The organism is Marinobacter aromaticivorans, from assembly GCF_002806975.1.
GTDB classification, from domain to species: Bacteria; Pseudomonadota; Gammaproteobacteria; order Pseudomonadales; family Oleiphilaceae; genus Marinobacter; species Marinobacter aromaticivorans.
On record NZ_NIHD01000005.1, the window covers coordinates 153,624 to 167,464 of the forward strand.

13 protein-coding genes are annotated in these 13,841 nt (G+C 55.0%); 6 read left to right on the forward strand and 7 right to left on the reverse strand.

The window, feature by feature from the left end:
• Positions 1-247: 247 nt before the first annotated feature.
• The gene (glpK, locus tag CDH48_RS09450; RefSeq protein WP_100688484.1) at positions 248-1,729 is read left to right on the forward strand and encodes a glycerol kinase GlpK; all 1,482 of its coding nucleotides are present in this window, start codon (positions 248-250) and stop codon (positions 1,727-1,729) included.
• Positions 1,730-1,732: 3 nt separating this feature from the next.
• On the opposite strand, the gene CDH48_RS09455 is transcribed toward glpK, so the two are convergent.
• On the reverse strand, positions 1,733-2,830 hold the full coding sequence (locus CDH48_RS09455; protein WP_100688485.1) for an ABC transporter ATP-binding protein: 1,098 nt from the start codon (positions 2,828-2,830) through the stop codon (positions 1,733-1,735).
• Between the two features lie 5 nt (positions 2,831-2,835).
• Positions 2,836-3,750 (reverse strand): ornithine carbamoyltransferase, encoded by a 915-nt coding sequence (gene argF, locus CDH48_RS09460; protein WP_100688486.1) that lies wholly within the window; start codon positions 3,748-3,750, stop codon positions 2,836-2,838.
• A gap of 231 nt (positions 3,751-3,981) precedes the next feature.
• On the opposite strand from argF, the gene grxD reads away from it, so the two are divergent.
• The gene (grxD, locus tag CDH48_RS09465; RefSeq protein ID WP_100688598.1) at positions 3,982-4,308 is read left to right on the forward strand and encodes a Grx4 family monothiol glutaredoxin; all 327 of its coding nucleotides are present in this window, start codon (positions 3,982-3,984) and stop codon (positions 4,306-4,308) included.
• Between the two features lie 28 nt (positions 4,309-4,336).
• Here the strand turns inward: grxD and CDH48_RS09470 are convergent, their stop codons facing one another.
• The 5 genes from CDH48_RS09470 to CDH48_RS09490 all read right to left on the reverse strand — a co-directional run bounded on the left by CDH48_RS09470 (position 4,337) and on the right by CDH48_RS09490 (position 10,529).
• Positions 4,337-5,125: a TonB family protein gene (locus CDH48_RS09470; RefSeq protein WP_100688487.1), complete on the reverse strand. Its 789-nt coding sequence runs from the start codon at positions 5,123-5,125 to the stop codon at positions 4,337-4,339.
• A gap of 68 nt (positions 5,126-5,193) precedes the next feature.
• Positions 5,194-7,398, reverse strand: a complete 2,205-nt coding sequence (locus CDH48_RS09475) for a DUF1631 domain-containing protein (RefSeq protein ID WP_100688488.1) — start codon at positions 7,396-7,398, stop codon at positions 5,194-5,196.
• A gap of 204 nt (positions 7,399-7,602) precedes the next feature.
• Positions 7,603-8,205 carry a Yip1 family protein gene (locus CDH48_RS09480; protein WP_100688489.1) on the reverse strand — a complete coding sequence of 201 codons (603 nt, stop codon included), beginning with the start codon at positions 8,203-8,205 and terminating at the stop codon, positions 7,603-7,605.
• A gap of 151 nt (positions 8,206-8,356) precedes the next feature.
• Positions 8,357-9,640 (reverse strand): HlyC/CorC family transporter, encoded by a 1,284-nt coding sequence (locus CDH48_RS09485; RefSeq protein ID WP_100688490.1) that lies wholly within the window; start codon positions 9,638-9,640, stop codon positions 8,357-8,359.
• Positions 9,641-9,722: 82 nt separating this feature from the next.
• Positions 9,723-10,529, reverse strand: coding sequence for a cytochrome C assembly family protein (locus CDH48_RS09490; protein WP_100688491.1), 807 nt, complete (start codon positions 10,527-10,529; stop codon positions 9,723-9,725).
• 181 nt (positions 10,530-10,710) lie between these two features.
• Here CDH48_RS09490 and ffh point away from each other — a divergent pair, with 181 nt between their 5' ends.
• The 4 genes from ffh (at position 10,711) to trmD (ending at position 13,820) form a co-directional block, all read left to right on the forward strand.
• Positions 10,711-12,099, forward strand: coding sequence for a signal recognition particle protein (gene ffh / locus CDH48_RS09495; RefSeq protein ID WP_100688492.1), 1,389 nt, complete (start codon positions 10,711-10,713; stop codon positions 12,097-12,099).
• Positions 12,100-12,265: 166 nt separating this feature from the next.
• Positions 12,266-12,505, forward strand: coding sequence for a 30S ribosomal protein S16 (gene rpsP / locus CDH48_RS09500; protein ID WP_100688493.1), 240 nt, complete (start codon positions 12,266-12,268; stop codon positions 12,503-12,505).
• A gap of 25 nt (positions 12,506-12,530) precedes the next feature.
• Positions 12,531-13,058 (forward strand): ribosome maturation factor RimM, encoded by a 528-nt coding sequence (gene rimM / locus CDH48_RS09505; protein WP_100688494.1) that lies wholly within the window; start codon positions 12,531-12,533, stop codon positions 13,056-13,058.
• A gap of 3 nt (positions 13,059-13,061) precedes the next feature.
• Positions 13,062-13,820 (forward strand): tRNA (guanosine(37)-N1)-methyltransferase TrmD, encoded by a 759-nt coding sequence (gene trmD / locus CDH48_RS09510; RefSeq protein ID WP_100688495.1) that lies wholly within the window; start codon positions 13,062-13,064, stop codon positions 13,818-13,820.
• Positions 13,821-13,841: the final 21 nt, after the last annotated feature.

Below are 13,841 nucleotides of genomic sequence, written 5' to 3' on the forward strand. Positions count from 1 at the left end.
CACAAGCACTACTGAAAAACCGGCCACAGGTTTTGATAATAGGAACTGTAAGGGATGACTTTTGAGGTTGTGGTTCTTACGAACTTTCCTTGTTTCATTCGTCATTTGAGGGTCGGGTTTCCGACCCTTTTTTTTTAGACACTTCTGTATCTTTTCTTCCGTATTTCCTGCTGAACCTGGCGCAATGCTCTTCTTCCTGCAAACCAGCTGTTAGAATCCGGTAAACAACCGGACATCAGGATTCATCATGACCCCTTACCTGCTTGCTATTGATCAGGGCACAACCAGTTCCCGGGCTATTGTGTTCGATCAGAAGGGTGCCAGTATTGCGACAGATCAGCGGGAGTTTACACAGCATTTCCCCAGTGACGGCAGGGTGGAGCACGATGCATCGGAAATCTGGGAAAGCACGCTGGCTGTGTGCCGTGGCGTCCTTGAAAAAGCCGGGCTTGATGCTTCCGATCTGGCCGGCATAGGTATTACCAACCAGCGCGAGACTACCGTTATCTGGGACCGGGCCACGGGCAAGCCGATACATCCTGCCATTGTGTGGCAGGACAGGCGTACAGCCTCCCTGTGTACCAAGCTGAAAACCGATGGCCATGAAGACACCGTGGTAGAGCGCACGGGCCTGCTGATCGATCCGTACTTCTCTGCTACAAAGATCGCCTGGATACTGGATCATGTGGAAGGCGCGCGCGCCCGTGCAGAAGCTGGTGAGCTGGCGTTTGGAACCGTAGACAGCTGGCTTTTATGGAATTTCACCGGTGGTCGTTCACACTTTACCGATGCCAGTAACGCCTCCAGAACAGCGGTGTTCAATATTCATGAACAGAACTGGGACAACGAGTTACTGAAGCTGTTCCGGGTGCCCCGGCCTTTATTGCCTGATGTGCTGGACAGTGCGGCCGATTATGGTGAGGCCGAAGCCCGGTGGCTGGGTGCACCGGTCAGGATCGCCGGCATTGCAGGGGATCAGCAGGCAGCGCTTATAGGACAGGCCTGTTTTAAGCCGGGCATGGCCAAGAGCACATACGGTACCGGCTGTTTTCTGATGGTCAATACGGGCAGCAAAGCCGTTCGGTCCGAGAACCGCCTGCTCACAACGGTAGCCTATCGCCTCAATGGCCAGCCCTGTTACGCCATAGAGGGCAGTATTTTTGTGGCGGGTGCGGCCATGCAGTGGCTACGTGATGGCCTCAAGCTGATTGGCGATGCAGCGGAGTCGTCCGCCCACGCACAGTCGGTAGGTGTGGATAATCAGGTTTATCTGGTGCCGGCGTTTACGGGGCTGGGTGCTCCTCATTGGGACCCCCATGCCCGGGGCGCCATCATGGGGCTGACACGGGATACGGGCATAGGCGAGATTGTTACGGCCGGGCTGCAGTCGGTGTGTTACCAGACCAAGGATCTGGTTCGCGCCATCCAGAATGACGGCGCTGTCCTGGCGTCCGTCCGCGTGGATGGCGGAATGGTGGTTAATGACTGGCTGATGCAGTTTTTGGCAGACATTCTTAACGTTACCGTTGATCGCCCCCGGATTACCGAAACCACGGCACTGGGCGCAGCGTACCTTGCCGGTCTGCAAACGGGTGTCTTTGACAGCCTGGAACAAATCTCGGAGCTTTGGGAGTGCGAGAGGCAGTTTCACACGGGCATGCCGCCGGCATTGCGTGAATCGCTGTATGCGGGTTGGCTGGATGCCGTGGAACGGGTCTGTAACAATTGAAGCTCAGAGACTTGCGGGCATTGACGCATCACTATGGCGTTCAAAGGCAATAAGATGGTCGGCCTCTACCCGCACCGGCACAGACTCGCCCAGATGAAAATCAAGGTGGCTGCGGAACAGCCCTTCAAACTCGGTGTCTTCGGAGCACCGGAAGCGGTAGAGCGTGGACGTGCCGGCAAAGGTTTTTTCCACTACCTTCGGGCGCAGATCTGATTCCGCATCGTAAACAATATCGTCCGGGCGTATAAGCACATCTACCAGGGTGCCGGAGGGCCATTTATAGGCCCTGTTGCCGTGAATAATGCCGAGCTCGGATTCTATGGTATCCGGCCCGATTGCCTTGCCGGGTATAAAGCCGCCTTGCCCCACAAAGCTGGCAACAAAACGGTTGGCCGGTTCGTGATACAGGTTGTAGGGCACATCCCACTGCTGGATTCTGCCCTTCTGGAGCACGGCCACCTGATCGCACATGGCAAAGGCTTCCTGCTGATCGTGGGTCACCAGAATGGCGCTGATGCCGAGCGTTTTCAGGATCTCACGAACATCAAGGCTGAGCCTGCGGCGCAAGTCGGCATCCAGATTGGAGAAAGGTTCATCGAGAAGGATCAGCGTGGGTTCCGGAGCCAGTGCCCGGGCCAGAGCAACCCGCTGTTGCTGCCCGCCGGAGAGTTCGTGCGGATAGTTGTCTGCCAGATCCTGCAGGTGGACCACATGCAGCAACTCCATGACTTTGCGCCGTTTCTCGGTTTTGTCGAGGCCCTGTAATCCGAAGCCTACGTTATCGGCTATGGTCAGGTGCGGGAACAGGGCATAATCCTGGAAAACCATTCCTATGCGGCGTTTTTCGGGCGCAAGTGTGCGGCCAGGCAGGCTGATTTGCCGGGATTGCAGGCGTATTTCCCCACTGGTAATCGGAAGGAACCCTGCGAGGGCTCGCAATATGGTGCTTTTCCCGCAACCGCTGGGCCCCAGCAGACAGCCGATATCACCGTGACTGAGCGCGAAGCTGACATCTTTTACAACGGCTTCGCCACCATAGCCGCAGGACAGGTTATTGACTTCAAGCAGCCAGTTGTGGGTGGTTGTTTCGGGCGTGCTCATAGGTGTCAGTCCAGGCGGTTGAGAATCAGGAATTCCAGCAGGGCTTTCTGGGCGTGGAGCCGGTTTTCGGCCTCGTCCCAGACGACCGAGCCCGGGTGCTCCATCATGTCTGCAGATATTTCCTCGCCCCTGTGGGCGGGCAGGCAATGCATGAACAGTGCATCTGGTGCAGCCAGTTCCATCAATGCCGGGTTGATCTGGTAGTGGCTGAACGATTTCTCACGGGCTTTCTGTTCATCTTCCTGGCCCATGGAGGCCCAGACATCGGTTACCAGGAGGTTTGCATCCCGGGCAGCCTCTGCCGGTTCGCGCATGAGAGTGACGCGGTCGCTATTGGCTTTCATCAGTTCCGCGTCTGGCTCGTAGCCCTCGGGCGTTGCAATGTTTAATTTGAAATCAAACTGCGCGGCCGCGTTGATGTACGAATGACACATGTTGTTGCCATCACCAATCCAGGCCACGGTAGCACCCTTGATGCTGCCACGATGTTCGCGGTAGGTCTGCATATCGGCTAACAGTTGGCAGGGGTGGAAATCGTCAGTAAGGGCATTGATCACAGGCGCACTTGAGGCCTTTGCAAAGGTTTCAACCGTTTTATGGGCAAAGGTACGGATCATCACTGCATCGACCATGCTGGAGATTACGATGGCAGAATCTTCTATGGGTTCCCCGCGGCCCAGTTGTGTATCCCGAGGGGAAAGAAACATGGCAGAGCCGCCCAGCTGGGTCATTCCGGCCTCAAAAGAAACCCGGGTTCGGGTCGAAGACTTTTCAAAAATCATCGCCAGCACGCGATTTTTAAGAGAGTCCCTGACTTTACCCTGACGCCGTTCTTTTTTGAGTCTGGTTCCATGGTCCGCCAGACTCTCAAGTTCAGCGGTGGTCATGTCATTCAGTGTCAGAAAATGCCTTGCTGCCATGGGATGGCCCTTACCTTGGTTAAGCCCTGGATGAGTATAAATACTGGTGATAAAAACGGGGGCATCAAGTCTAGCCGTTCACGCCAATGATGACAACGCTGCGGCTGGCAGGCTTGCGCTGTATCAAACTGCCATGTTTGTTGAGAAGCTTGTGCGACGTGTACAATGGTGCCCAGGCAAGACAGGTGCAACAGCTGAATGCTGTTCCTTTTTAACCAGAGGTAAATGTTCATGGACATTAACGAAACCATTAAGACCCAGCTTTCGGAAAATCCCATTATTCTTTACATGAAAGGATCGCCCCAGGCTCCGCAGTGTGGCTTCTCAGCCAAGACCTCTCAGGCTTTGATGGCCTGTGGAGAGCGCTTTGCGTTTGTGAACATTCTGGATAACCAGGAGTTGCGCGAAGCTCTGAAAGTCTACTCGAACTGGCCTACCTATCCACAGCTCTATGTGAATGGTGAGCTGGTGGGTGGTTGCGACATTATTATGGAAATGTCTGAAAATGGTGAGCTGGCCACTTTGGTAAAAGAAGCGGCCCGGCAAGCCGAGGCCTGATCCCTCCTTATGCCCGCCAGGAGGTCGGTTACAGCCGCGACGGAGCAAACACCAGTTTTACTTCAAAGTGGCTGTTATCCGGCTTGCCGGGCGGTGGCTGCGGATACGGGCTTGCCGCGAGTGCGGCCCTGTAGGCCGCACGATCTATCTGAGCAATGCCCGTTGACCTGATCACTCTTACTCTGGTCAGAGCTCCATTCGACAGTAACTGAAGCTCCAGTTCCATAGTGCTGGAATCCCTCAGATCCCGGATTGCCGGTATTCGCTGTGCGTCAAGTTGGTTGGCAAGGTGTATGGCCAGCTTGGCCAGGTAGGGGTCCTGTTCCGAGGACGATTGCGTAATTCGGGTCAGCTCCCCGGTATTTTCCTTTTCTGCAACCTGGCCACGGGCCCCGCTTACCGGTGGCGAACTGGAAGCAGGTGACGCCAGGGCCGCCTCCGCTGGCCCTGTCTTTTCGGTCTGTTCGGAGGCTCGGGCGTTTTCACGGGTTTTGAAATCCTGGTGCCCGGTTTTCTGCTGAGATTGGCTTGCCAGGATATCCGGCTTTATGGGCTCCGGATTGCTGTTGTCGGGAACCGCGTTGGTCGCTGGATCGGGTTCAGGGTTTTGCCTGGACGAATCGGGGGCGGGCGTAGCCTGGGTAGTGGTTGTTGCCACCAGTTCCAGGGTGAGTTGCTCCCGGTGCCTGACAGGAGCGTCCTGCACAAGCGAAGGGATGCCGGATAACAGCAACGTATGAATCAGCAAAGCGGTTGATAAGGCGAGGGCGATCCGATACTTCGCCGGAAGGCTGTTGTTGCTGCCATGCTCCAGCATTAATTCCAGATCACTCCCTTAACTTGCCTTTACTGGCCCGGGGCCCACAGAAGCGGGGCCGGGCCAACTCAGGCAGTTTTGCTGCGAAGAGAACCGACTACGGCATCCAGTGCCCGATCAATAAATGCACCCTGCTCAAGCAGTGTCAGTCGCCCGCGTCGCATTTCATGGGCCAGTTCAAGGCGGGTCTTTTCGATAACCTTCAGGCCCATGCGGTTCACAAAAACAAAGCAGTCTGCTTCCTCAATGATTGCGGACAGCTTGCATCGGAAGCTTGCTCCATTCACCAGCCGGAATTCAACCCAGTTGCCTATTTCAATGCCGTCAATCTGAACCATGAACCCGGCAACAGCTGCATCCTCTGGTTGAAGCTGGGCTTTGTTTCTTGCTTCATCCGGGTCCTCTTCCTGAACCGGTGGTTGTTCCGCAATCTCCAGGCTCGAGGTTGTGCGGAAGGCATCCGTCAATTCATGTTTGAGCTGGCTCATGGTTTCGTCAAGCTTTGACGCATTGTACGAAACTTCTTCCAGCCCTGCGCGCAGTGATTTGAGCAGGCCGGGAACCACACGTACCCACTGATCCCTTTCCGCATCTTCCTGATGCGGGTGCAGGCACCAGATCAGGTCATCGACAACTTTTACGCTCTCTTGCCAACGATGCTCCACGTCATCGCGGAGGTAGGCCAGGAACATTACCCGGCTCCAGCCATTGAGCAGTATGTTGTGTACGGATTCCGGTAGCCGATAGCGTGCCACGCGCTCTTTGATGACCCTGTCGACCAGTTCCTGGGCTTTCTGGGATTTGATCCGCCCACGCTCTGATTCCCGGGTGCGTTGTTCCACCAGGGACGACTTCCGGTTTTCCTTGGCAAGGAATTCCTCGAATTCTTCGTTCAGGGTTTCAAACAGGGCAATGTCGCCATCGAACTCACTGAGAATCCTTTGCACAATGCCATGTATCTTTTCGTACAGTTTGTCCCGGGCCTTCTCGTCGCTGTTGCTCCAGCCAATGCCTGCGCGCGCCAGCGAGTTGAGTAGTTTGCGGGCCGGATGCGTGGTTTTGCTGAAAAAGCTCTTGTCCTTGATGACAACTTTCAGAATCGGAATCTGTAGCCGGCTGATCAGCACCTGAACCGGAGCGGAAAGGTTGTAATCGTCCAGAATAAACTCGAAGAGCATGGAGACGAGGTTGATCAGATCCTCGTCGATTTCCTTCAGGGCCGGCTTCTTGCCATCGCTGGTGTGGGCCTGTGCCAGGATCTGCTGCACCACCTCACGAAGGTCAATGGTAAGTGGTTCGCCCTCACTGAGATTGTGCCCGGAAGCTGCCTGGGTACTGAAAGGCAGGGATGCCAGCAGGTTGGCCAGCTCATGGCCACCGATGATGCGAATGTTGGGGTCGTGCTGTCGTGATGGTATGCCCGCATTGGCTCTCTGTCGCGCCAGCAGTTGATGAATCTGTTCAAATACGGCATTGCTGGCGGTGCCGCCATCCTGGCGTGCGCCCTCTGATACTGCCGGATCTTCCCGGCCATCGGCAGAGCGCTGTCTTTCGCTGGCGCTATGCTGTTCGCCGGTTTTGCCGTGGTAACGGAAATTGGGAATGACACCAGCCTGAACAAGGATTCTGTTGGCCTCATCCAGAAGCATGCCGAGGTTTGAGACAACGTAACGGTCAAACTGTTTGAGCAGGATCAAACGTTCCCGGATCTGTATTTCCAGCGCCTGGATAGCCTCAGTGAAAGCGCTGCAAAGGTGCTCCGGTGCCATGGGATTAACGGGAGCATCGTCAGAGGCACCGTCGTAGACCTTGCTGAAGCGGGCCTGAAGTTGCAGAAGGGGACCCTGGAAATGCGCTTTGGCTTTAGTGACCATGGCATTAAGGGCAACCTGCTCTTCCAGATCGTCATCACCTACCAGCGCAAGGCTGTCTGCGTTTGCCTGTCGCCCCAGAGTGTCTTCCTGTATCGGGCCTGTGTGAGGAGGGTTGGCAAAAAACTGCGCAACGGTATTCTGGAAGTGGCGCTCCACACCCTTGCGCTTGATGCGGATTTCCCGCATGGCTTCAAAATAGCGGTTTTGTTCATTGTTGCTGCGGGCATTATTGGCCAGTTCGAACAGCGAATCATCAACGGCATCAAAGGCGCCCTGCAGCAGATCTCCGAGCCCGGCGACAACTGTGTCGCGAATACGGGTAACCTCCACAGGAACGGGTTTGCTGCTTCCCGCCTCTCTGTGCTCACGGAGGTAATGTATGCCGGACTGCTTGTTCATGGCCGACTCCTGTTTACGGCTCAACCGGGTACATGACCGAGCTAGACTTTCTGTTTTGATTATACTGTTTTTGGTTGCATTTCAAATTTACCGTATTTTTGACCGGGTTAACATGATTAAAATGGAACCAGGGCATCAAATTTAAAAATAAAGGGCGTTCCGCTGGAGCGCCCTTTGCTGGAGTGCGGTTTCAGAGTGTTTGCGTCAGGTTACGTAGACCGGTCCGATGCCCAGGCTCCAGATCACTACACTGATTGCGAGCAGTGCAACAAACATCACCAGACCCACGGTGAGTACTGCAGTCGCAAACATGAACCCGCGCTCTTCCGGAATTTTCATCAGGATGGGAAGTCCCTCATAGAGCAGGTAAACCGCGTAAGCTATGGCAACCAGGCCCGCCAGCATATTAATCCATATGTTCGGATAGGCAGCAATAACGCCGATCAGGAACATCGGGGTTGCCGTGTAAGCCGCCATGGCGACGCCCCGGGGTGTCGAATCAACCGCGTCGTAAGTTGCGGCAAAGAAATCAATGAATTTGCCCAGGATAAAAATACCGGCAAGCATGGCAGCATAAAACAGTACCGACAAGCTGAGACCGCTGCTTAGCGACAGGCGGGTTACCTGGCCATCACCTATTTGCCAGCCAATTTGAGTGGTTCCAAAAAAACCTGCCAGAGCCGGTATCAGCGCAAGTAGCAGAACGTGTCCTGTGTAGAGGCGGGTAACAGATTCGGATGCCTTCCGTATGGCTTCCCATTCCTGGTCCGGATTGGTCAGAAGGCCGAAAGAATGTGTAAGGCTCATGGACAAACTCCTACCAATTTATTGTTGTTTAACGTTCCCCCTCAGTGTTGGTCGCGGATTGATATGCGTCAAGGATATGGTTAAAGTTTGATCTTCCAAGAACCTGCTCCGCTATAACTGGACTATCTAAGGCGGAGTAAGAAGTGGCGGTTCAGACGATGGGCAAGGGTCGTTTTTTGCGTTTTTTCGGGTGCACTATGGCAGCTTTTACAACGTTGTCCTTGATCTGCAGAACCTCTACGCAATGACCGTCCACTTTCATGCAGACGTTGGTGTCAGGAATGTTCTCGAGGGTCTCGGTGATCAGGCCGTTGAGCGTTTTAGGGCCGTCGGTGGGTAGCCTCCACCCCAGGGTTTTGTTGATGGTGCGCACGGCAGCGGTGCCGTCGATAATGAACGTGCCGTCTTCCTGGGGGATTATGTCCGGGCTGGTGGCCGCGTAATCGGTGGTAAATTCGCCCACAATTTCCTCCAGGATATCCTCCAGGGTCGCCAGCCCCAGCACATCACCGTATTCGTCCACCACAATGCCAAACCGGCGCTTGCCTTTCTGGAAGTTGATCAGCTGTGTGTTCAGAGGCGTGCTTTCGGGGATGAAATAGGGTTCCTGGCAAAGCTGCAGGATCATGGCTTTATTGACTTCTTCCTGCTGCAGAAGTTTGGTAGCGCTGCGCAGGTGCAGGATGCCCTGGATGTCGTTGATGTCACCCTTGAATACCGGCAGACGCGTATGCTGGCTGTTCCTGAGCTGGCGCAGGATGGTGTCCGTATCGTCATCCAGGTCGATGCCGGAAACTTCGTTGCGGGGCACCATGATGTCGTTCACCGTGACCTTCTCAAGATCCAGAATGCTGACAAGCATATCCTTGTGCTTGGCAGGGATCAGGGCGCCGGCTTCGTTCACCAGAGTTCTGAGTTCTTCCCGGCTGAGGTGGTCGCTGGCAGCATCGCTTGGGGATACTCGCAGGATTCTGAGAATGGCGCCGGTAAACAGATTCACGGCCCATACAACCGGGTAGAGGATTTTAAGCAGCGGCCCGAGAATGTAGCTTGCCGGGAAAGCAATTTTTTCGGGAAAGAGGGCGGCCAGGGTTTTCGGGGTAACTTCGGCGAAGATCAGGATGACGATGGTCAACAGCAGCGTGGCTATGGCAATGCCCGCATCACCCCAGATCCGGATGGCTATAACCGTGGCTATGGACGACGCCAGGATATTGACGAAGTTGTTGCCGATCAGAATGATGCCAATCAGCTGATCGGTGCGCTGCAGCAACGCCTGCGCCCGTTTTGCACCTTTGTGGCCGGTTTTTGCCATGTGTTTGAGGCGATACCGGTTGAGCGACATCATTCCGGTTTCAGAGCTGGAAAAGAATGCCGAAAGCATGATCAGCCCGACGAGAATAATCGACAGCGCAGTGAGCGATGTACCGTCCAAACCAAGGGTGTCCTTATATTGCTGGCAAGTAGCGAAAATAGGTTGTGATCGCGCCTGGTGTCAAGGCGTTGCTCGTGGAGATTCAGCCGGCCTGTCTGAAGACAAATTCAAGGACGAATTTGCTGCCATAAAAGGCCAGCATAAGGAGTGCGCATCCGGCCAGTGTCCAGCGGCTGGCAGTTATACCGCGCCAGCCTTTGGTGTAGCGGCCGATGAGCAGTGCCACAAAAACCAGCAGTGCGAGCAGGGAAAAAACGGTTTTGTGGGCCAGGTTCTGAGCAAACAGGTTCTCTATAAACAGCGCCCCTGTCAAAATTGCGAGAATCAGCATCACAACACCGGCCCATACCATCTCGAAAAGCAGGGACTCCATGGTTTGCAGCGGCGGCAGATTACGCACCAGGGGGCTGTTATAATTTTGCTTCAGTTGGCGGTTCTGGAAATAAAGCAGGCTCGCCTGTATGGCCGCGAGGGTAAACAGGCTGTAGGCTGTTACCGATAACGCGATGTGGGAAAGCACACCATAACTGTCATCCGAAACCAGACGTGATGGTGTATGTGTGATCAGTGCCATGATGATGGTGAGTGCTGCCAGGGGGTAAGCGCCCAGAAACAGGCTTTGAACCGGTTTTTTAAGGTTAAGGCCCAGCAGAAGAAACACGATCAGCCAGGAAATCAGCACCGAGCTTTTGAAAAACCCGAAATCGACGCCACCATCATGGAGTACTGTCTGGGTTATCAGAAGGCCGTGGGCGGTAAGTGCGAGCATGCCAACAAGGGTTGTGATCGCAATGTTGCTGTGTACGCGCCCACGAACGTGAAGCGCCTGCAAAGCGGTGCCGACGCTGTACAGAAATAGAGAGGTGACCGCGAGAATCAGCGTTCCCATGACTTCCTTATTAACCACTGTGCTGGCTGGAGATCGGCATACACGGCTGCCGATTTGACCGGGCTGGTCGTTTCAGAGCGATAGTCTGGTTATAATGTCGCGATTATGCAACAGGAATCAAGGAGCCACTACTGGCTCCGGGGTTTGTGCACTCAATTTAACCGGGGTACGGAAGAGCAACATGTTTGAGAACCTCCAGGACCGACTTTCCGGCAGCCTGCGCAAGATATCCGGTCAGGCGCGGCTTACCGACGACAATATAAAGGACACTCTGCGGGAAGTGCGCATGGCGCTGCTGGAAGCAGACGTTGCACTTCCGGTAGTCAAGGACTTTGTGGAGGGTGTTCGTAAGCGGGCGATCGGGCAGGAAGTCCAGCGCAGCCTCACGCCCGGCCAGGTGTTTATCAAAGTGGTCCAGCAGGAGCTGGAGCGGGTAATGGGCGAGCGCAACGAAACCCTCAACCTCGCCGTTCAGCCACCCGCAGTCATTATGATGGCAGGCCTTCAGGGTGCCGGTAAAACCACCACGGTCGCGAAACTGTCGCGTTTCCTCAAAGAGCGGCAGAAAAAGTCCGTCATGGTAGTGAGTGCCGATGTGTATCGGCCGGCTGCCATCAAACAGCTGGAAACGCTTGCCGGTGAGGTGGGCGTTGAGTTCTTCCCCAGCAGTGCGGATCAGGATCCGGTTGCTATTGCAGAGGGTGCGGTTTCAGCTGCCCGCAAGAAGCATATCGATGTGGTGATTCTTGATACGGCTGGCCGGTTGCACGTTGATGAGCAGATGATGGGCGAGATTGGCCGCCTGCATAAAGCGGTCAAGCCGGTCGAAACCCTGTTTGTGGTCGACGCCATGACCGGGCAGGATGCCGCAAATACAGCCAAGGCCTTTAACGATGCCCTGCCGCTGACCGGTGTGGTTTTGACCAAGACCGACGGTGATGCCCGCGGTGGTGCTGCACTTTCTGTCAGGCACATTACCGGCAAGCCCATCAAGTTTCTCGGTGTTGGTGAAAAATCGGATGCCCTGGAGCCGTTTTACCCGGACAGGGTTGCGTCCCGGATCCTGGGTATGGGCGATGTGCTGTCCCTTATTGAGGAAGCTGAACGCAAGCTGGACCACAAGAAAGCCCAGAAGCTCACCAAAAAGATCAAAAAAGGTAAAAGTTTTGATCTGGAGGACTTCCGCGACCAGCTCCAGCAGATGAAGAGTATGGGGGGTATCGGCGGTTTGATGGACAAGTTGCCGGGCATGGGGCAGATGGCGCAGGTGGCGCAGCAGCAGGTCAATGACAAATCCATGGGGCAGATGGAAGCGATCATCTGCTCGATGACGCCGAAAGAGCGCCGCTATCCGGATGTGATCAATAACTCCCGTAAGCGTCGCATAGCAGCGGGTTCCGGAACACAGATACAGGATGTGAACCGTCTGCTCAAGCAGCATAAGCAGATGCAGAAGATGATGAAAAAATTTGGCAAAAAAGGCGGAATGGCGAATATGATGCGCGGCCTTGGTGGTATGATGCCGCCGGGCGGTGGTGGCGGTGGCATGCCGCCGTTTGGTCGTATGTAAAAAGCCTTACACGGAAAACCTGGAAACAGTGTGTTTGCCTGTTTTCTTTAGCGCGTTTTTAGCATAGAATGTCGCCCCTTTCGAGTATGGGTCATCGCGCCAGTCGTCTTTATGTGGCCGGCGTGAAACGTACAAAGTTCGTATAACAGAACAGGATATTGGTTAAATGGTAACAATCCGTTTGGCTCGTGGCGGTTCCAAGAAGCGCCCGTTCTATCATCTGACAGTCACTGACAGCCGTAATTCACGTGACGGCGCTTTCATTGAGCGCGTTGGCTTTTTCAACCCGATCGCCCGCGGTCAGGAAGAGCGCCTCCGTGTGGATCGCGACCGTATAAATTACTGGGTTGGCCAGGGTGCTCAGACCAGCAATCGTGTTGCGCAGCTGCTGAAGGCTGCCGAGTAAGCTTTACTGACCACCGGGGTGTTGCATGACGCAGGATTCGCAGGAAACTGTGGTCGGTCGGATTACCTCGGTATTTGGGGTTAAAGGGTGGCTTAAGGTTTATTCCTACACCGACCCTAAAGAAGGAATACTTGGCTATCCCAACTGGATTCTTGATCTGGACGGAAAGCGTATTCCTGTAAAGCTTGAGGAAGGTCGCCGCCAGGGGCAGGCGATTGTCATCAGGCTTAAAGGTATTAATGATCGTGAGCTGGCACGCACCTATTGTGGTGCCGAGGTCAGGGTTCCTACGGCTGATTTACCCGAACTCCCTGAAGGGGAGTACTACTGGCGCCAGCTGCAGGGGCTTGAGGTGTTCACGGTTGAAGGTGAATGCCTCGGTCAGGTGGATCACCTGATCGAAACAGGATCCAATGATGTCCTGGTCGTGCACGCGACAGCGGGCTCGATTGATCAGCGGGAGCGCCTTATCCCCTATCTCCCTGATCAGGTTGTCCGGGAGGTTGATCTTGTTGGGCATAAGCTGGTTGTAGACTGGGATCCGGAGTTCTGACAGGTGTGGATTGGCGCAGTCAGTCTGTTTCCGGAGATGTTTCAGGCGGTGACGGATTACGGGGTAACAGGCAGGGCAGTGCGTGATGGTCTTCTGACCTTCAATAGCTGGAACCCTCGCGACTTTACCCACGATCGTCATCGTACCGTCGACGATCGCCCTTATGGTGGTGGCCCGGGTATGCTGATGAAAATTCAGCCGCTCAGGGACGCCATTCATGCAGCGCGGGAAACGGCACCGGGAAAGGCCTGTGTTGTGTATCTTTCGCCCCAGGGTGAAACGCTGAATCAGGCAGTTGTCGAGTCTCTTGTTGCAGAAGATAGCCTGATTCTGGTTGCCGGGCGCTACGAAGGTGTTGATGAACGCCTGATAGCAACAGAGGTGGACCGGGAAATATCACTGGGGGACTTCGTGCTCTCTGGTGGTGAATTGGCGGCCATGGCTGTTATTGATGCGGTTACACGCCTCATCCCCGGAGCGCTGGGTCATGCGCAGTCAGCAGAGCAGGATTCCTTTGCTGACGGGTTGCTGGATTGTCCGCACTACACCCGGCCCGAGGTTTATGAAGGTCAGGCGGTGCCGGATATTTTGTTGGGCGGTCACCATGATCAGATCCGGCGTTGGCGGCTCAAGCAGTCGCTGAGGCGAACCCGGGAACGACGCCCCGACCTGCTCGAACAGCGGGTGCTTACGGACGAAGAGCGTGAGTTGCTGGGTGAGATTTTAAACGAACCGTGTGCCTCTGAATCATCAGGGCATTAAAAGATTGGGTATCAGGAGCAT